General features: G+C 32.6%; 24 protein-coding genes. 20 read left to right on the top strand and 4 right to left on the bottom strand.

The genetic code is table 11. From position 1 onward, the window contains the following. Nucleotides 1–10 precede the first annotated feature (10 nt). Together Q9969_RS09425 and Q9969_RS09420 are read right to left on the bottom strand one after the other, a co-directional pair. Nucleotides 11–1,678 (bottom strand): AMP-binding protein, encoded by a 1,668-nt coding sequence (locus Q9969_RS09425; RefSeq protein ID WP_305557128.1) that lies wholly within the window; start codon nucleotides 1,676–1,678, stop codon nucleotides 11–13. 19 nt (nucleotides 1,679–1,697) lie between these two features. Beyond that, entirely contained in the window at nucleotides 1,698–2,249 is a 552-nt protein-coding gene (locus tag Q9969_RS09420; protein ID WP_305512504.1) for a cupin domain-containing protein, read from the bottom strand. Nucleotides 2,250–2,475: 226 nt separating this feature from the next. On the opposite strand from Q9969_RS09420, the gene Q9969_RS09415 reads away from it, so the two are divergent. After that, complete coding sequence (locus Q9969_RS09415) at nucleotides 2,476–2,847, top strand: hypothetical protein (protein WP_305557125.1); 372 nt, start codon at nucleotides 2,476–2,478, stop codon at nucleotides 2,845–2,847. 14 nt (nucleotides 2,848–2,861) lie between these two features. Here Q9969_RS09415 and Q9969_RS09410 read toward each other — a convergent pair whose 3' ends face one another. Both Q9969_RS09410 and Q9969_RS09405 read right to left on the bottom strand, forming a co-directional pair. Next, a complete protein-coding gene (locus tag Q9969_RS09410) occupies nucleotides 2,862–3,671 on the bottom strand; it encodes a type II CAAX endopeptidase family protein (protein WP_305512508.1) in 810 nt (269 codons plus the stop codon). Between the two features lie 9 nt (nucleotides 3,672–3,680). Next, entirely contained in the window at nucleotides 3,681–4,613 is a 933-nt protein-coding gene (locus tag Q9969_RS09405) for an NAD-dependent epimerase/dehydratase family protein (protein ID WP_305557122.1), read from the bottom strand. A 114-nt stretch (nucleotides 4,614–4,727) separates the two neighbouring features. Here Q9969_RS09405 and Q9969_RS09400 point away from each other — a divergent pair, with 114 nt between their 5' ends. From Q9969_RS09400 to Q9969_RS09310, 19 genes are read left to right on the top strand one after another with little or no spacing between them, the layout of a single operon-like run. Beyond that, nucleotides 4,728–5,117 (top strand): energy-converting hydrogenase A subunit A EhaA, encoded by a 390-nt coding sequence (locus Q9969_RS09400; protein WP_305512511.1) that lies wholly within the window; start codon nucleotides 4,728–4,730, stop codon nucleotides 5,115–5,117. After that, nucleotides 5,110–5,607, top strand: coding sequence for a hypothetical protein (locus Q9969_RS09395; protein WP_305557119.1), 498 nt, complete (start codon nucleotides 5,110–5,112; stop codon nucleotides 5,605–5,607). Before Q9969_RS09400 ends, Q9969_RS09395 begins: the two co-directional genes overlap by 8 nt. Before the next feature lie 4 nt (nucleotides 5,608–5,611). Continuing rightward, on the top strand, nucleotides 5,612–5,860 hold the full coding sequence (locus Q9969_RS09390) for a DUF2109 domain-containing protein (RefSeq protein ID WP_305512515.1): 249 nt from the start codon (nucleotides 5,612–5,614) through the stop codon (nucleotides 5,858–5,860). Nucleotides 5,861–5,866: 6 nt separating this feature from the next. Further along, the gene (locus Q9969_RS09385; protein WP_305557117.1) at nucleotides 5,867–6,136 is read left to right on the top strand and encodes an EhaD family protein; all 270 of its coding nucleotides are present in this window, start codon (nucleotides 5,867–5,869) and stop codon (nucleotides 6,134–6,136) included. Next, a complete protein-coding gene (locus tag Q9969_RS09380; protein ID WP_305557115.1) occupies nucleotides 6,129–6,389 on the top strand; it encodes a DUF2107 family protein in 261 nt (86 codons plus the stop codon). Before Q9969_RS09385 ends, Q9969_RS09380 begins: the two co-directional genes overlap by 8 nt. Continuing rightward, nucleotides 6,386–6,979: an EhaF family protein gene (locus tag Q9969_RS09375; RefSeq protein WP_305557113.1), complete on the top strand. Its 594-nt coding sequence runs from the start codon at nucleotides 6,386–6,388 to the stop codon at nucleotides 6,977–6,979. Before Q9969_RS09380 ends, Q9969_RS09375 begins: the two co-directional genes overlap by 4 nt. Next, nucleotides 6,979–7,662 carry an EhaG family protein gene (locus Q9969_RS09370; RefSeq protein WP_305557111.1) on the top strand — a complete coding sequence of 228 codons (684 nt, stop codon included), beginning with the start codon at nucleotides 6,979–6,981 and terminating at the stop codon, nucleotides 7,660–7,662. The genes Q9969_RS09375 and Q9969_RS09370 overlap by 1 nt, the downstream gene beginning before the upstream one ends. 8 nt (nucleotides 7,663–7,670) lie before the next feature. After that, complete coding sequence (locus Q9969_RS09365; RefSeq protein WP_305512528.1) at nucleotides 7,671–8,342, top strand: hypothetical protein; 672 nt, start codon at nucleotides 7,671–7,673, stop codon at nucleotides 8,340–8,342. Nucleotides 8,343–8,347: 5 nt separating this feature from the next. Then, nucleotides 8,348–8,563: a DUF788 domain-containing protein gene (locus Q9969_RS09360; RefSeq protein ID WP_305557109.1), complete on the top strand. Its 216-nt coding sequence runs from the start codon at nucleotides 8,348–8,350 to the stop codon at nucleotides 8,561–8,563. A 9-nt stretch (nucleotides 8,564–8,572) separates the two neighbouring features. Further along, nucleotides 8,573–9,445: an NADH-quinone oxidoreductase subunit H gene (locus Q9969_RS09355; protein WP_305512532.1), complete on the top strand. Its 873-nt coding sequence runs from the start codon at nucleotides 8,573–8,575 to the stop codon at nucleotides 9,443–9,445. After that, nucleotides 9,442–9,696, top strand: a complete 255-nt coding sequence (locus Q9969_RS09350) for a hypothetical protein (protein ID WP_305557107.1) — start codon at nucleotides 9,442–9,444, stop codon at nucleotides 9,694–9,696. Before Q9969_RS09355 ends, Q9969_RS09350 begins: the two co-directional genes overlap by 4 nt. 7 nt (nucleotides 9,697–9,703) lie before the next feature. Beyond that, a complete protein-coding gene (locus Q9969_RS09345) occupies nucleotides 9,704–10,012 on the top strand; it encodes an energy-converting hydrogenase subunit EhaL family protein (protein WP_305512535.1) in 309 nt (102 codons plus the stop codon). Beyond that, nucleotides 10,009–10,410 carry a DUF1959 family protein gene (locus Q9969_RS09340; RefSeq protein WP_305557105.1) on the top strand — a complete coding sequence of 134 codons (402 nt, stop codon included), beginning with the start codon at nucleotides 10,009–10,011 and terminating at the stop codon, nucleotides 10,408–10,410. Before Q9969_RS09345 ends, Q9969_RS09340 begins: the two co-directional genes overlap by 4 nt. Nucleotides 10,411–10,452: 42 nt before the next feature. Beyond that, nucleotides 10,453–10,902, top strand: a complete 450-nt coding sequence (locus tag Q9969_RS09335; RefSeq protein WP_292792156.1) for an NADH-quinone oxidoreductase subunit B family protein — start codon at nucleotides 10,453–10,455, stop codon at nucleotides 10,900–10,902. Beyond that, nucleotides 10,899–12,023, top strand: a complete 1,125-nt coding sequence (locus Q9969_RS09330; RefSeq protein WP_305557103.1) for a nickel-dependent hydrogenase large subunit — start codon at nucleotides 10,899–10,901, stop codon at nucleotides 12,021–12,023. Before Q9969_RS09335 ends, Q9969_RS09330 begins: the two co-directional genes overlap by 4 nt. Further along, nucleotides 12,024–13,052, top strand: coding sequence for a 4Fe-4S binding protein (locus Q9969_RS09325; protein ID WP_305512545.1), 1,029 nt, complete (start codon nucleotides 12,024–12,026; stop codon nucleotides 13,050–13,052). It abuts the gene before it with no gap. Next, nucleotides 13,049–14,419 carry a 4Fe-4S binding protein gene (locus tag Q9969_RS09320; RefSeq protein WP_342766071.1) on the top strand — a complete coding sequence of 457 codons (1,371 nt, stop codon included), beginning with the start codon at nucleotides 13,049–13,051 and terminating at the stop codon, nucleotides 14,417–14,419. The genes Q9969_RS09325 and Q9969_RS09320 overlap by 4 nt, the downstream gene beginning before the upstream one ends. 3 nt (nucleotides 14,420–14,422) lie before the next feature. Beyond that, nucleotides 14,423–15,466, top strand: a complete 1,044-nt coding sequence (locus tag Q9969_RS09315; RefSeq protein ID WP_305557099.1) for a hypothetical protein — start codon at nucleotides 14,423–14,425, stop codon at nucleotides 15,464–15,466. Between the two features lie 9 nt (nucleotides 15,467–15,475). Next, complete coding sequence (locus Q9969_RS09310) at nucleotides 15,476–16,366, top strand: formylmethanofuran--tetrahydromethanopterin N-formyltransferase (RefSeq protein ID WP_305557097.1); 891 nt, start codon at nucleotides 15,476–15,478, stop codon at nucleotides 16,364–16,366. Nucleotides 16,367–16,374: the final 8 nt, after the last annotated feature.

Raw genomic sequence — 16,374 nt, 5'->3', positions numbered from 1 at the left:
ATCATCTAATTTAATTTTTATTATCGTTTTCTCTAATGTCTACTCTTCTTATTTTTCCGCTGATTGTTTCTGGAATTTCATCAACATATTCAATCATTCTAGGGTATTTATAAGGAGCAGTTACTTTTTTAACATGATTTTGTATGTCTTTTGTAAGTTTTTCTGATGCTTCAAAGCCAGGCTGCAATATTATTGTTGCTTTTACAATTTGACCTCTGACTTCATCAGGATAAGCAGTAATTGCACAGTTTGAAACTGCTTTGTGAGATAATACTGCACTTTCTACTTCATAAGGTCCAATACGATAACCTGATGATTTAATAATATCATCATTTCTTCCAACAAAATGGACATATCCATCTTCATCCACCCATGCGGTGTCTCCGCAGTGGTAGTATCCGTCATGGATTTGTTTTTTGTATTTTTCCTCATCGTTAACATAATCTTTAAATAAACCAGGATTTGGCCCATCATTTATTTTAAAACAAAGTTCTCCTTTGTCTCCAAGGTCTACATTTTCATGATTTTCATCAAGCAAATGCAAGTCAAACAAAGGAGAAGGCTTACCAATTGAACCTACTTTTGCATCTAACCATATGAATGTGCCTATTGATAAAGTGGTTTCAGTTTGACCGAATCCTTCTTTGATTCTCAAACCTGAAAGGTCATGGAATCTTTCAGATACTTCCGGAGGTAATGGCTCTCCAGCAGTTGTTACATATTTTAAGTTTGATAAATCGTATCCTTTAATGTTTTCTTTAATTATAAATCTATAGATTGTTGGTGGAGCGCAAAATGTGTCTACTTTATTTTCAATGATCTTTTCAAGTAATTTAATTCCGTTAAATCTGTCATAATCATAGATGAATATTCCGGTTCCGCTAATCCACTGTCCATAAAGATTTCCCCAAACAGCTTTTCCCCAACCGGTATCTGCTGCGGTATGATGGATTCCATCTTCGATAACATTGTGCCAATATTTGGCGGTAGGAATATGTCCCAATGAGTAAGTGTGTTTGTGTGAAACCATTTTTGGCATTCCGCTAGTTCCGGATGTAAAGTAAATTAAGAATATTTCTTCTGCATAAGTTTTATCTTCACCAGTTGGTCTTTCAAACACATCACTTTCTTTTTCAATAGCTTTGTTAAAGTTAATCCAGCCGTCTCTTTCAGTTTCTATAACTAGTTTGGGCAAATCAATTTCTAATTCTTTCATTGCTTCTTCATAATCTGGCAGTAGCGAATCTTCTTCTACTGAAACAACCATTTTAACATTAGCTTCTTTTATTCTAAAATCAATATCATGAAGTTTCAGCATGTGTGTTCCTGGAATGGCTATTGCTCCAATTTTGTGCAATGCAACCATGCAGAACCAAAATTCATACCTATTTTTAAGTGTAAGCATTACACAATCACCTTTTTCAATGCCTAGACCCTTAAATAAGTTTGCAGTTTTGTTAGAATATTCTTTCATATCTTTAAATGTGAAAGTATGTGTTTCCTCTTTATCATTAGTCCAAATTAATGCTATTTTGTCTGGATCGATTTCAGCGTATTTGTCTACAACATCAAATCCAAAATTGTAATCTTCATTGTATGTAAGTTTAAAATTTTTATAAAAGTCCTCGTAAGAGTTAAAATCAACTCTTTCTACAAAATTTCCTATTAATGATGTCATTTAAGGTACTCCGTAATTGTTATATGATAATTGCTAAAAATTTAGCAGGTTTGTCGTTAAGTGCAACCATTGCATGTCTATGTGTGGAATCGAAGAATATTGAATCTCCTTCATTAAGCACGATTTCATTATTGTGTATATAGATTTTTAAGGAACCTTCTAGGACATAATTGAATTCTTGTCCTGGGTGTGAATTTAGTGAAGGCACCGGATTTTTCTCAGGATCCACAACCACAAGGAACGTTTCGGCTTTTTTGTTAATGAACTTAGAACATAGGTTTTGATGAGTATATTCTTTTCTTCTATCTATTGAAACTCCTTTATTTGCCCGAGTAACGTCAAATATACTCATTCTACTTTCTTCACCAGTTAATAGTAATCCTAAATCAACTTTGAAAATGTGGGCAAGTTCATACAAAAAACTTGCAGGAATGTCTACTTCAGCGTTTTCATATTGGATGTAAGTTTCTTCTTTGATATTTAATTCTTCAGCAATTTCTTTAATAGTAATGTCTGACAATTCTCTTAATTCTCTAATCCGATTTCCAATATCCTTGTTGTATTCATTCATTTATAAACACCTATTTCTCTAACTGATTTTTTCATTATAATATATATTATTATAATATATTATTTTTTAATTTTAAAATTATATAAAGTTTATGAATAATCATGATAAATCATTAAAAATTACTTAAACAAAATTTTTTTAAAAGTACTTTACATTGAATAATTTTGGAAAGTTTTATATACTTCAAACTATAATTCTTATTATTAATAATTTAAAGGAGTATAAAATGTCATCTGATGAGATAGGTACTAATGTAATTTTTAAAAAACAGTTAGGTCTAAACTATGAAATTGACCAAAAATATGTTGGTTTAAAAATGAAGGAAAATAATATGTTGTCTTTTAATTTCAGAGTACCTGGAGCATTAAAAGATGAGGTTGAAGCATACTTTAAAAAATTTAAATTAGGTGAACCAATTTTAGTGGATATTGGTGGAACTGGCGATATAAAATGTAATTTTAAAGGAATTTCACCTGTTTTAAAAAATAAAGATGAATCTGACCAATATTTTATCTCAGCTACTTTACAAGAAGATAAAAAATATGATCCTTTAGAAGAAGAAAAATGTAAAAGTTGTAGTGGATGCGGATTCCACTAATTAATTCTTTTTTTTCATGCATATTGCTTTTTCAGTTTGCTGGTTTCTTTAATAATGTATTTTATTAGATAAAATGTTCCAATAAGAGAAACGATTATAGTTGGAATAATCCAGGGAATTTGGGTGGTTACAACATCGAAACTTGTTAAATTTAATAATGTTGCAACAACATTATTGATAAAATGCACACTCATTGGAATTAAAATATTATCTGTTTTTAAGTATAAAATACACATGCATATTCCAAATAAAAATGCACTTGTTATCCCTCCAAAATCATGTCCAATTCCAAATATGAATGAGGATATCAGCATGGCGGGAACAACACCTGTTCTAATTTTTAATCTATTAAATAATACTCCTCTAAATATTAATTCTTCCATAACTGGGGCAAAAATTATTGAAGCAATTGCATCAAGAATAATCACACTGGAATCCATTTTTGCACTTTCAATATCTAAAATTGAAGTCCATGTAGGATTATTGAATCCAATCAACATGTCCAGTAAGGATATAAGTAATGTAAATAAAAATGCAAAGAGAAGATTTATTGCAAAAACATAAAGTATTTCTTTTTTATTGCTATCTTCAAATATATTTTCAAAGTTCCTATCAATCCCAGTTGAACCTCTTAAAGCCCAAACAAATAGTAATGCTCCAATCAATAACACTACAATGAAATATAAATCATCAGATTCATAAATTGCTGGGAATATCCATATTAATATTCCACTTACGATTAAGGTTATTATAATTCCAATAATCAGTTCCCTTATTCTAATAGTCCTTAAACGAACATTAAAATTTCTAACACTTCTATCCATAATATCATTTTATAAAATAGTTTTAAACCAATTAATAGTTTTTATGAGTTGAGACTCGAAATCATCAGTATCAATTTGCAAACCAATTTTTTCCATATTGCCTACATCAGCTAATGAGTGTTTAATATCTCCTTGTCTTTCAGGAAGGTATTTTGGTTCTATGTCACTATTAAGTGTTTCCTTAATTATTTCATATAACTGGTTTATTGTAGTCTTTTTACCAGAAGCAATATTAACAATTCCATTGAAATCAGATTCTGATGCTGAAATGTTTGCCTTAACAATGTTTTTAACATAAACAAAATCTCTTGTTTGTTCTCCATCGCCATAAATTACAGGTTGCCCTCCTTCAAGGAGGACACTAATGAAATTGGGGATTACAGCAGCATATTGTGAGTTTTTATTTTGTCTTGGTCCAAAAATATTAAAATATCTTAAAGATACATATTCAAGTCCATAACTTTCATAAAATGCCTTTAAAAATAATTCACAACTTGCTTTAGATGCGGCATATGGGGAGGTGGGCATTGGATTTTCTGTTTCATTTAGGGGCATATTTCTATTTTGACCATATACTGCAGATGATGAGGAAAATATAACTTTTTTAACATTATTTTTAGCGGCAGCGTCTAAAAGTTTAACGGTGGCATTAACATTGCTTTGACAACATTCAATTGGATTGTCCACACTTAATGGAACACTTGCCATGGCAGCTAAATGGAATATATAATCAGTTCCATTAAGTAAATCATTTAAGTTAACGTCATTTAAATTTTTTTTAACTATTTTTAAATTTTCATTTTCCCTGCATTTTAAATTATTAATTTTTCCAGTAGATAGATTATCAACGATACAAACTTTATTATTCTTTATTAGCTCATCTGCGATGTGTGAGCCAATAAATCCCAGTCCACCTGTTATCATAATATTTTTATTTTTCATTAAGCCACCCTTAATTAACTTTTGTTACATTAAAGCAATTATATATAATTTTTGAGTCACAATATTTATATATTTTTATATTTATATATATTATATTAAGAGGAGTCTAATAATATGTTTGATTTTGTGTTTAATGCCATATATTTTGCTTCATATGGTAATGTTTATGGGTTTAGCAGTATAAGCCTGTCATCAGTGGACATTATATTAGCATATATTGTAGCTATTATTTGTTCTATTGTTGTAGCTTTAATTTTAAAGTTACCATTACTACCTAGCAAACCATATAGGTACTCTTTTGATGTAAGTGCAATATATCCGACTCCTATAATTGCTATGGGTATTCTTTCATTATTTTTTGTTTTAAATTATACTTTTATCTATAATGGTTTAGTTTTAGCAATTATTATAGGTGTTTTATCAGCTTTATTTGTGAAATATTTATTTGATTTTGTATTTCCAAAACCTCTAGATGAAGATGCAGGGGAGGATATTGGTGAATGAGGTAATTGGGATAATAATTGCTTCAATTCTTTGTTGGTTGAATTTTGTAATTGTAGATGCATATTTTGGACTTCCTGAGCAACCTGGCGTTAAAGGAGCTAGAATAGTTGGACAAGATGTCGAAAAAAGAGGAGGGGATATTGCTGGTGGATTCTTCCAGGGAAACATTTTATGTTCTCCAGATGCATCTGCCGGCACATTAATGGCTTCTATTGGATATTTGCTTTTAGGAATTCCCGGAGGGATTATGGCGGCATTTTTAGTGTTTATTGGAAATAGGTTATGTGCTGATCCGGGTTATGCCGGAACTACTGGCTGTTTAACTGCTACTGCAATAATATTTTTAACATCTTTCATTGGATTAACTCCGGAAATGTTCATTGTTGGAATGGTTATTTCTATTTTCACCATAATGGGCATTAGTCAAGTTAAAATCTCAGTAGTTTTAGGAAAAATAGCCGAAAAATTCAATAGGCATGCTAGAGAGTGATTATATGTATGTTGAAATTATTGGGGGTATAGTCATATTTGTAGCATTAAGAGCTTTGGTAGCAAAAAATAGGGCTGAAAGATTGTTATATATAAATGTTATAGGTTTTGGGGTTTCTGCAATTATTGCATTATTAATTAATACTCCATTTGCCCTTATTGTTGCTGCAGCATTCTTTATTTGCTCAACAATTAGTGCTAATGCTATTGCTCATACTTTAAAAAGACTAGATGATGAGATACTATTGGAGTGAGAAAAGATGGAGATTGTAGTATCAATTATTGCAATAGCTTTAATGATTATTGGCGCATTCGGCATAATATTTGTGAAAAAACCATTGGATAAGGTCATAATGTTTTCAATACTTGATGCAGGATTTTTTTTGGCTGTGGTATTATTTAGATATTTGGATGTTGCTTTATTTGCAGCACTGGCAGGCCCTTTATCAACTGTAGTATTTATTTTATCTATTGTTAAAATTAAGGAGATTAGAGAAAAGAAACTTTTAAATGGTGATGTTAATGGTTAGTGTTTCATTATTTTTCTACTTCGGAATCTTTCTTGCAATTGTTGGAAGTATTGCAACTGCTTGGGGTCCTGGAGTTAATGATCCAATTGTTAGGACATTCAATACTGAAGTGGCATCCATTGGTGTTTGTTTAGTTTTATTATGTTATAATCATGTTTTAGCTTTATTAACATTACTTGCAACTACGGTTATTATTAGTTTAATTTTATTTAGAGCTATTATTCGTTTAGAAGAAATGGGGGCAGATGTATGAGGATTGGAGTTTTATGGAATAAATTGGCAGACCCGAAATATATTCCTCGTCTTTTTGCATTTGGCCTTGGAATTATTTTAATAATCGGTTTAATTGTGCCATTAGCATTAAATCCAGATCAATTATATGTTAGGCCTGCTCCACAAGAGCAAATTGATGATGGATTATCTTTAGCGCCTTATGATAGAGGTGGAGAACCACTAAAGGAAGCAGGTGAGATAAATCCTCAATATCCTGAAAATGCAGCTAGTTTGGGAATGATTACTGGGTATATGTCACCGCTGGCAGAGTGGATATCATCAATATCTCCTTACTTTGGCACATCAATATATTCATCTCCAGGTGGACTTATAGATGAAATATTGTATTATACAAGAGGTTTCGATACTATACTTGAATCTAGTATCCTGATGATGTCATTTATCATTGCTTCATGGTTATCTATTAATTATACGATGAATAGAAAAAATGATGCTGAAGAGATTAAAAAAGATGTTGCTCGTGCAGTAAATGGTTCTGCACAGGTAGCTTATGAAGTCAAGGCAAACGATGATAAAGCAAGAAAAAAACAAATGAGGAGGGATAATTAATGCTTTTTGTTCCTCATGTTTTTGTTGATATGTATTTGCCTGCAATTTATGCTGGTTTAATAGTTGGTTTTATAGCTACCATGGCTATAGCAATGAAAAGAAAAGAATTGCACATTCTTATATTAACTGACATTGTAGGTCTTGCTATGATATTTGTTGTTTCTGCTGTTGGAACCGATCTTGCAGAAGCATTAATCTTGCCAGGTTTGGTAGTGGAGTTGGCTGAAACCTTGGCTATTTCTGAAATTTTGATTACAAGAGAAATGCGTAAGATAGAACAAGATCCAAGAGCTAATCTAACTAAATCTTCTTCAATGTTTCCACAGGAATTCTCTTTAGACATGGAAATTATGACTACTGCACCCAATTTTATAGCACTGGTCTTAATAGTATATGGAATTTTCTTAACTGGTTTTACTGGAGGAGCAGTAGCTGGCGGAGGAATTGTATTGTATGCATTATCTAAAAAAGCAAGAGGTCTTCCTGTTTTGGTGTTGGATGGTGTTGCTGGAGTTTCAGGTATTGCATGGTGTATATGGATAATTGGTTTTTTATTATTCTTTGTAGCTCCGCAATATTGGATATTAAGTTTATTTTTAGCGGCATGCGGATTATTATTAAAAGTAGCTTCAAAAGTAGGTTTAATAGGTCTGCTTATGAGGGAAGATATTGATAATGAGTAGGTGAGAAAATGGATTTCGTTACATTAGGGGGAAATTTACTTGGAATAATTCCACTTGGAGATATCGTATTATATTTAACTCCATTTAATTTGTTCTTGTTTGCAGTTTTACTTGGTTTTACCTTATTAATTGCATTAAGTAAACCCGAAACTCAAATCGAAGCTACTATGCATTATTTAAATAATACTGAGGTAAAAGTAGGTCCTAAAGAATTTAAACAAAGAAGATTTTTATCAATTATTTGCGGTATTGCATCTGCAGGAGCAATGATTACTGGGGATTTATTTAACTTCACATTATTCATGGCGTTAGTAGGTATTTTAAACATTGGTATCGTATCGGCGGTTAAGCAAACTACTGTACTGAACTCTGCATTTAATTATGGATTAATAGCTATGATGTGTAGTTTACCGTTATTTGGTGGTGCGGCTATTATTCTTGCTGCAACTGGAACATTGTCTCTTGCGGTTTTATCTCAAATGCCTGCAAGTCCGATGGTCGTATTTGGTGCAATATTGATGTTGATTGGTATTCTGGGTGAAAGTGGAGTGGCACCGTTCTTTGCAAGTAAAGCGGAGATGTTCAGGACTGCTGGATCTCCATTCATCGTCATTATCCACTTAAGTTCATTGTTTATTATTGTAAGGGCTGTTGAAATATTATTATTGGTATTGTGGTAGAGAGTATGATAAATCAAAAAATCGTGTGTATTATATTATTGGCATTATCATCAATAGCTATTCTTTCATGCTTGATAATCAACTTCGATGCATGGGTAGTTTATACTGTAGCTATATTTGGTATTCCATTATGGGTTTTATCTCTTGGTTTATTAACTATGGCCAAACCAAAACCTGAAGATGCGGATGAAAGGGTTAAAGAACCATTTACTGGGTATTAGAGTGGTATTATGAATTTAATGGCAGAAATATTAATTCAAGTTATTATTGCATTTCTAGCAGGGAGTTTGCTTCTAGGTTTGCATAGGAAAGTAATGGCACGTGTACAGAAACGTCCAGGACCGCCTATTGTCCAGCAATTGATACATTCATTAAAATTTTTCTTTAAGGAAACAGCAATTCCAAAAACTACATCTAAAGTTTTCTATGTCGGTATTGTGTTTATATTAGCTTTGATTTGGGTTGTTGGTGTTATTGCGGGACCTGTGGCTCATGATTCATTATTAATATTATTTGGCGTTTATGCAGTTTACAAAATTGTTGAGCATAACGCCGGGTCAAGTTCCGGTTCGCCATATGGTAAATTAAGTTGTGTAAGGGCTGTACTTTCAGCGGCAACTGAACTCCCATTATTCGCAGCCATTATATTCGTTTACTTGATGACAGGTTCAATGAATATTGGGGAAATAATTACTTACCAATCTGTTCATGGCCCTTTAGTATTTTCAATTCCACTTGCGGCCTTAATGTTTTTCATGTTGATTATTACAAAATCCCCATACTCTCCATTTGGAATAACTAAAGATAAAGTTTTAATATCTGGATTTGAAACTGAGCACTTTGGATTCTTAAGAGGATTCATGTTATTTTCCGAATCAATTGCATGGTATGTATTGCTTTGGGTATTTTTAACAATATTCTTCGGTCCATTGGATGCTGTGGGATATTTGATTGGAATGGTTGTGATTTCATTTGTCACCGGATTTATTAATGCAACTACTCCATTATTAAGTCCAAATCATTCAGTCATGACTCAAATTACCATTGGAGCAATTTGCTTCTTTGGAACTATAGTAATGATATTTTCAGGAATGGTAGTATGAATAGTGAAGATGTATTTGTGTATTTGACCGCATTGGTTGCTGTTGGCGTGATATTCGTTGCTTTACTTGCAACATTTTTGCACTCAGCTGTCCTTGCTCCTATTGTAATTATGGGAATTATCCTGGCTGTGTTTTTATTCCAAGCAAAAGGCAATTTTTCACATAAAATAGAAAGTATGGAGAAATTATGTTTTATAATAACGTTCATGGCAATAATCTGTTCATTTATATTGCTTTATAGGGTGATGTAGGGATATTATGTTTGATTATATGATTTATTTACTTACATTTGCAGCAGGATCAATTATTGGTTTACTTTACAGTTATAGTAAGCATGCTGAACCATTTGTAGCAGTAACCGGGTTCAATACTCCATTTGCCATAATTTCAACTGTAGGATGGGTTTTAGGATTTAATTCAGGCAATATTATTTTATCGGCTGTAGGTTTTCTCCTTGCAGGATTTGTAATGGGTGAAAGGCCGGGATATGGTAGAAAAGAAACTGCAGCTGGATTAATTTTAGGTATTATTGCATATGCATTATTGAAAATGAGTAGTATAGGATGATGGAAATGGACGACGATGCTAAATTGAAATTAATGCAGACTAGAATAATAAGAAGTTATGCCTGGCAGAGGGACATTATAGTTCCGCTTTCTAAGGAATTTAACTGCACTACTGAAGAATTAGAAGAAATATTATTTAATTCATTAAATATGTCGGATTTACAAGCATTACATGCAACATTTGAATCTGCTCAGGATATTTGTATTTATCAGAAATTAAATGCTGATTTGAGATTGTGCTGGTTCAGCGATACTTTGGAGTTAATCACTCATGAAGATGCTAAAAATCTCAAAATGAGCATGGTAAATAAAATTAAAAATGGAAAATCTTATGAAGATGCCTTAAAAGAAGGTCAATTAGAATTATTTGAATTATTAAAAAAAGAAGCTAAATATTGATGTTTATTTTATATTATATTATTGAAATAAAGAGGGAGTACGATGTTAGACGCTATTAAGGATGTTGTGAGAAAAAGCTCAATTCACGTCTGTATTGTAAATTGTGGTGGATGTAATGGGTGTGACGTAGAGTGTGTTGCATTATTATCTCCAAGATATGATTTAGAGCAGTATGGTATATATGTTCACAATAATCCTCGCGAAGCTGATGTTCTATTGTTAACAGGTGCTGTAACCGAACAATGGAAGGATAACTTAAAAAGAATTTATGATAAGGCTCCTGAACCAAAAATTGCCGTAGCAGTTGGAAACTGCCCAATATCTGGAGATGTATTTAATCAGGAAGGAGGTCACGTAAATGCACCTGCATCTAATTTCATCCCCGTTGCAGCAGAAATTCCAGGATGTCCACCAAGACCTAATGAAATATTAGAAGCTATTTTAGCTGTTGGACCTCAAGCTATTGCTGATCGTGGGAGGGAACAAAAATGATAGTACCAATTGGTCCGATTCACCCGGCTTTAAAAGAACCTATCAGATTAAAACTTCAAACTGAAGGTGAAAGAGTTGTTAAAGCCGAACTTGAATATGGTTATGTGCATAGGGGAATTGAAAAAATAATTGAAGGAAAGACTTGGCAGAAAGGAATTTATCTATCTGAAAGAGTATGTGGTATTTGTTCATATGAACACACACAAACATTTGCAGAATCTATCGAACAAATTTCAGATGTTTCTGTACCGCCAAGAGCTCAATTTTTAAGAGTTATAACCAATGAACTTGATAGGATTCAGAGTCATTTACTTGCAAATTCCACATTTTTCAAATCAATGGATCATGAAACATTATTCATGCATGTTTTAGAATTAAGGGAGTATGCAATGGATGCTATTGAACTTTTAACGGGTAATAGAGTTAATATGGGTTGGAATGTAGTTGGTGGTGTTAGGATGGATGCAGATGAGCGCCATTTTAATCCAATTCTTGAAAATCTTAAAAAGATAGAAGACCGTTTTGATATAGTCAGAGCACTATTTGCAGAAGGTTCTGCACTTGGTTTAAGGTGCAAAGGCATAGGGTATATGTCTAAAAAAGAGGCTATTAAAGGAAGGTCTGTGGGACCTATTGGAAGAGCATCTGATGTAAAGGAAGATTACCGCATAGGACATTACACATATGATGATTATTTTGATTTTAAAGTTATAAGACGTAAGGAAGGGGACAATTATGCAAGAACATTAACAAGATTCGATGAAATTCCAGAATCAATTAGTTTAATTAGACAAGCTATTGAAAATATGCCTGATGGTGAAGTTCGTACTCCTGCTGAAATTAAATCGGGTTATGCAATGCGTAAAAATGAAGCTCCACGTGGTGAAGTTACCTATATGGTTGAAACTAATGGTAATTTAATCAAAAACATAACTATTAGAACTCCAAGTATTCCAAATATGGATTCTTGTGCAAAATACATGATTCGTGATGTTCCAACAGTTGCCGATGCCGTATCTACTTATGCGTCATGTGATCCTTGTGTTGCATGTGCTGAAAGAGTAGCCATAACAAATGAATCTGGAAAAACGATTACAAAACGTTTAGATGAGGTGAGGTAAATGGCCTCATTAATGTGGTATATTTACGATTTTGCTAGAAAAGCTTGGGCAGATGCATTTGCCAATGCAAAATCCGAACCTGAAATTGTTGAAAAACCGGAACGTTTCAGAGACTTTCCAAAAGTAAATAAAGAATACTGTATCGGTTGTGGAGCATGTACTGTATCTTGCCCTTCGCCAAATGCAATTAAATTAGTTCGTGATGAAGACAGTGAAGATGGTGAAGGTTTAACATATCCTGTAATCACGGCAGGAGCATGTATTCGTTGTGGTTTTTGTGCTGAAGTTTGCCCGACAGATCCAAAAACATTAGAGTGTGGTTTGAATCATTTAATTTTACCGGAATTCAATATTATTCCATCAAAAAGGCAATACATTGTTGATGATTATTTATGTATTAAATGTAAAAAATGTATGAAGCAATGTCCTGTTGAAGCTATTGGTCTAGATGATGGAAAAGTGGTTGTTGATCAGCTTAAATGCATCTCTTGCGGGGAGTGTGTTAATGTTTGTCCTGTAAATGGTGCAATGAAAGGGGTATTTATTGAAAACCTCCAAGATCAAAAGGATATAATACTTTTGTGTGTAAATTATCTTGAGGATTACATTAATTCAAAAGAGGAAGACTTGCGCTCTTTAGAAAAGGATGGGCTTCTACAGTATGACGTGCCGCTTTCAGTTATATTGGATAAGGCATTAAAAATAATTCCTGATGAAGAAATATCTCTAGAAATAATAACTAATGCTGTTAACAGGCTTAAAGTCAGAATTATTGATTGGGATAAATCAAAATGTAAAAAATGCCAATTATGCATTCCAGATTGTCCGACTGGATGTATTTCATTTGATGGAGAAAATGATACAATTGTGAGAGATAAAGATAGATGTTTAAGATGCAGTATTTGTTACCAAACTTGTCCCTTTTCAGTAATTAAGTACTTCATTGCTAAGTTTTCACTTGATGATGGTGAAAATATTCACGTTACAGTAAAGGCATCTAATCTAAATGGTGAGCTATTTATGGAGTGAGTGTTATGATTGATAGTTTTACTAAAACACCAAGACCACTAAGGCATGTTGATGTGGATTATATTGTTGACCAAACTAGGTGCATGGCATGTATTGATAAACCGTGCCTTCAATCATGCCCTATTGATGCAATTTATCTTGATGAAAGCGATGGTCTTATTAAATTAAGAAATACTTGCTTTGGTTGTGTATTGTGTCGCAATGCTTGTCCTTATGATGCAATATCTCTTGATGTAAATATGGATCCTCCTTTAAAAGAAAATGTTCCAAACATTAACACTAAGCTTTGTAAAGCATGTGGAGCATGCGTTCAGGCATGTAAAAATGGTTCAATTCATATTGTATCCGACGGAAAACATGAACCTCACAGTAAAATTGATAAGGATACATGTGTTAGATGCGGATATTGTTTTAGAGTATGTCCCACTGATGCGATTAAATATGGGGAATTGCTTCCTAAAACAGTTAAAGGAGGTAAGGCCATTGTTGTTGACCAAAATAAGTGTATTGGCTGTATGACCTGTACAAGAGTATGTCCGTCAATGGGAGCTATTAATGTAGGCAAAACCAATAAACTGCCTTATATCAACCCAGGATATTGTGCAAGATGTGAGGAATGTATGCATTCTTGCCCTTCAACAGCTATAAAGTATTCTTCACGTAAAAAAGCTTACAGAATGTATAGTGAAATCAAATCTTATGATATCGTATCCAGCATCATAGACTATGATGTTAAAAAATTGTCTCTAGATTTAATTAGCTTAAATAAAGTTTTAGAAAAAGTAGGAAAAGATACTGCTTTAGAATTCAATGATCAAAGCTTTGAGCATTTCATTGAATGTAAAGTTAATGACATGATGGAGCGAGAGTTAAAGATTAGTTTAGATACTCGTATAGAAATTGATAAATTCACAAAATTAGTTGGATCTTATCTAATGGATAGGAATATTGAGGTTTATGATAAAAAATGCATAGCTTGCGGGGAATGTTACAATGTTTGTCCGGTTAATGCAATTGAATTAAATGGTCCAAATCCAATTACAATCAACAATAATTGCATATACTGTGGAAAATGTGTTGAAACATGTCAATTTGATGCTATTGGAGCATATGATGATTACTTCTACAGTAAAGATCAAGACTTATACTATGCAAGGTCTTATTTATACAAGCAAAGAATTGGGGACTTTTCACTTGCAGATGATAAATGTCAGGCTTGTGGAATTTGTGTTAAAAATTGTGCAGTCGAGGCTTTATCATTAACTGAAGATGATAAAATAGATTTTGACAGTGAAAAATGTATTTATTGTAGAACTTGCGAAGCAATTTGTCCGCTAGATGCAATTAGGATAGTTAACTTTAGGTGAATCATGTTCGAAAAATCATTTATTACCGATTGTGAAGGTCCACTGACCTTAAATGACAACGCTTATGAACTGGCAGTTAATTTCATTCAGGATGGTGGGGAATTATTTAAAATCCTTAGTTCATATGACGATTATTTAGTAGATATAGTTAAAAAGGAAAATTATAAAGCGGGCAACACTTTGAAGTTAATTTTACCGTTCTTTGTAGTTGAAAATCTTACTAATGATGATTTCATTGATTTTTCACAGAATAATATTTGCGCTGTTCCCGACTCAAGATTCCTATTAAATTATTTGAAAGAAGCTATGAATACATATATTGTAAGCACAAGTTACGGTCAATATATTAAAGCAGTTTCTGATTATATGGAAGTTCCTTTTGAAAATACATATTATACAAATGTTGATGTGGATGGATTGGAATTAAATAAAGAGGAAGTTCAAAAAATCATCGAATTTAAAGATTTAATTTTAACTAATCCGGAAGATTATGAGTTATTCGATGATATTTTATTTAATCAAATTCTAAAAATGGGAATTTATGAGAAAATCAAAGATATAGAAGTTGTTGGCGGTCAAGGAAAAAAATTAGCTATTGATAAGATTATTGAAAAAGACAACATTAATGCCAATGAAATACTTTATATTGGTGATAGCATTACCGATGTAGAACCGCTAGATTTCGCTTGCAAAAACAATGGCATCAGCATATCATTCAATGGTAATGAATATCCTTTAAAAGCAGCTGAAATTGCAATAATATCTCCAAGTGCTGTAACAACCGCAGTAATTGCAAATATTTATGCAGAATATGATAAAAATAAAGTTTTACAATTTATTAAGGATTATAATTTTTCAAAAGATTTAAAAAAACTATTCGATGACTATAATATCAATGCGGATATTAAAAATAAGTTTTTCACGGCATTTACTAAAAACTATCCAATAATTCAGATAATAACTGACGAAAACTATGGGGAGTTATTAAAAGCCAGTAAAGAGATGAGAAATAATATTCGCGGTCAAGATATAGGTGGATTAGGTTAGGTGTATAAAATGAATTATGATAACGTGCAAGACACATTCTTTGAAGCATTTCAAGGAAAATATGTAAGAGCCTTAATTACAGGCCCTAATGAAGCTATTGTAAAAAGAGCGGCATATGACTCAACTTCAACTCCAAGTGCAGTTATTGGAAGAGTGGAAGGTGGAGTAGAAGGATTTTTAGATGAATCACAGACTCCAGATAATAGATTTGGAGCAATTGTACAATACTGGTTAGGTGGCAACGATGTAGACAAATTTGCATTTGAACTATCTTATAGATTGAGACAAGATGTACTAGTTAAACCATTCACACGCATTTTCGACTACTCGGATAAGCCAAGTGATGGATATATTGAAATGATGGGGATTGTAGGGCACTGTGGCGATGGATATGAATGGGTTGTTGAAGAATATGGAAGAAAAATGATTAATGTGCCAATTGCTGTACCGGATTTTCAGATTGAAGACAAATTTAAAATAAATGATGGAACTATGGGAGGTAATTTCTGGTATTTATGCAAAACTCAAGAAGCAGTCTTGGATGCTGGTGATGCCATTATTGAAGCTATCATGAATGTGGAAGGAGCAACAACACCATTCGATATATGTTCTGCCGCTTCAAAACCAGAAACCAATTATCCAGAAATCGGTCCGACTACAAATCATGTTTATTGTCCTTCTCTAAAAGAACGTTTAGGTGATGAATCTAAAGTTCCAGAAGGTGTCAAGTATATTCCTGAAGTTGTAATAAATGCAATTGATGAAAAATCCATGAATGAAGCTGTCAAAGCAGGTATTGATGCTGCTTTAGAATTTGATGGTGTAATGGGAATATCTGCAGGCAACTTTGATGGTAAACTTGGAGATAAAAATATTAATCTATTAGATATTTTAAAGTAAGGTTTTAA

This window comes from Methanobrevibacter sp. V74 (genome assembly GCF_963082495.1).
Lineage (GTDB): Archaea > Methanobacteriota > Methanobacteria > Methanobacteriales > Methanobacteriaceae > Methanocatella.
The sequence above is the reverse complement of the archived record's forward strand: the minus strand, read 5'-3'. Positions and strand labels throughout refer to the sequence as shown.

Excerpts from the sequence above, each read along its gene's own strand:
- Q9969_RS09425 (WP_305557128.1), bottom strand. The coding sequence starts at position 1,678 with ATGACATCATTAATAGGAAATTTTGTAGAAAGAGTTGATTTTAACTCT.
- Q9969_RS09420 (WP_305512504.1), bottom strand. The coding sequence starts at position 2,249 with ATGAATGAATACAACAAGGATATTGGAAATCGGATTAGAGAATTAAGA.
- Q9969_RS09415 (WP_305557125.1), top strand. The coding sequence starts at position 2,476 with ATGTCATCTGATGAGATAGGTACTAATGTAATTTTTAAAAAACAGTTA.
- Q9969_RS09410 (WP_305512508.1), bottom strand. The coding sequence starts at position 3,671 with ATGGATAGAAGTGTTAGAAATTTTAATGTTCGTTTAAGGACTATTAGA.
- Q9969_RS09405 (WP_305557122.1), bottom strand. The coding sequence starts at position 4,613 with ATGAAAAATAAAAATATTATGATAACAGGTGGACTGGGATTTATTGGC.
- Q9969_RS09400 (WP_305512511.1), top strand. The coding sequence starts at position 4,728 with ATGTTTGATTTTGTGTTTAATGCCATATATTTTGCTTCATATGGTAAT.
- Q9969_RS09390 (WP_305512515.1), top strand. The coding sequence starts at position 5,612 with ATGTATGTTGAAATTATTGGGGGTATAGTCATATTTGTAGCATTAAGA.
- Q9969_RS09385 (WP_305557117.1), top strand. The coding sequence starts at position 5,867 with ATGGAGATTGTAGTATCAATTATTGCAATAGCTTTAATGATTATTGGC.
- Q9969_RS09380 (WP_305557115.1), top strand. The coding sequence starts at position 6,129 with ATGGTTAGTGTTTCATTATTTTTCTACTTCGGAATCTTTCTTGCAATT.
- Q9969_RS09375 (WP_305557113.1), top strand. The coding sequence starts at position 6,386 with ATGAGGATTGGAGTTTTATGGAATAAATTGGCAGACCCGAAATATATT.
- Q9969_RS09370 (WP_305557111.1), top strand. The coding sequence starts at position 6,979 with ATGCTTTTTGTTCCTCATGTTTTTGTTGATATGTATTTGCCTGCAATT.
- Q9969_RS09365 (WP_305512528.1), top strand. The coding sequence starts at position 7,671 with ATGGATTTCGTTACATTAGGGGGAAATTTACTTGGAATAATTCCACTT.
- Q9969_RS09360 (WP_305557109.1), top strand. The coding sequence starts at position 8,348 with ATGATAAATCAAAAAATCGTGTGTATTATATTATTGGCATTATCATCA.
- Q9969_RS09355 (WP_305512532.1), top strand. The coding sequence starts at position 8,573 with ATGAATTTAATGGCAGAAATATTAATTCAAGTTATTATTGCATTTCTA.
- Q9969_RS09350 (WP_305557107.1), top strand. The coding sequence starts at position 9,442 with ATGAATAGTGAAGATGTATTTGTGTATTTGACCGCATTGGTTGCTGTT.
- Q9969_RS09345 (WP_305512535.1), top strand. The coding sequence starts at position 9,704 with ATGTTTGATTATATGATTTATTTACTTACATTTGCAGCAGGATCAATT.
- Q9969_RS09340 (WP_305557105.1), top strand. The coding sequence starts at position 10,009 with ATGATGGAAATGGACGACGATGCTAAATTGAAATTAATGCAGACTAGA.
- Q9969_RS09335 (WP_292792156.1), top strand. The coding sequence starts at position 10,453 with ATGTTAGACGCTATTAAGGATGTTGTGAGAAAAAGCTCAATTCACGTC.
- Q9969_RS09330 (WP_305557103.1), top strand. The coding sequence starts at position 10,899 with ATGATAGTACCAATTGGTCCGATTCACCCGGCTTTAAAAGAACCTATC.
- Q9969_RS09325 (WP_305512545.1), top strand. The coding sequence starts at position 12,024 with ATGGCCTCATTAATGTGGTATATTTACGATTTTGCTAGAAAAGCTTGG.
- Q9969_RS09315 (WP_305557099.1), top strand. The coding sequence starts at position 14,423 with ATGTTCGAAAAATCATTTATTACCGATTGTGAAGGTCCACTGACCTTA.
- Q9969_RS09310 (WP_305557097.1), top strand. The coding sequence starts at position 15,476 with ATGAATTATGATAACGTGCAAGACACATTCTTTGAAGCATTTCAAGGA.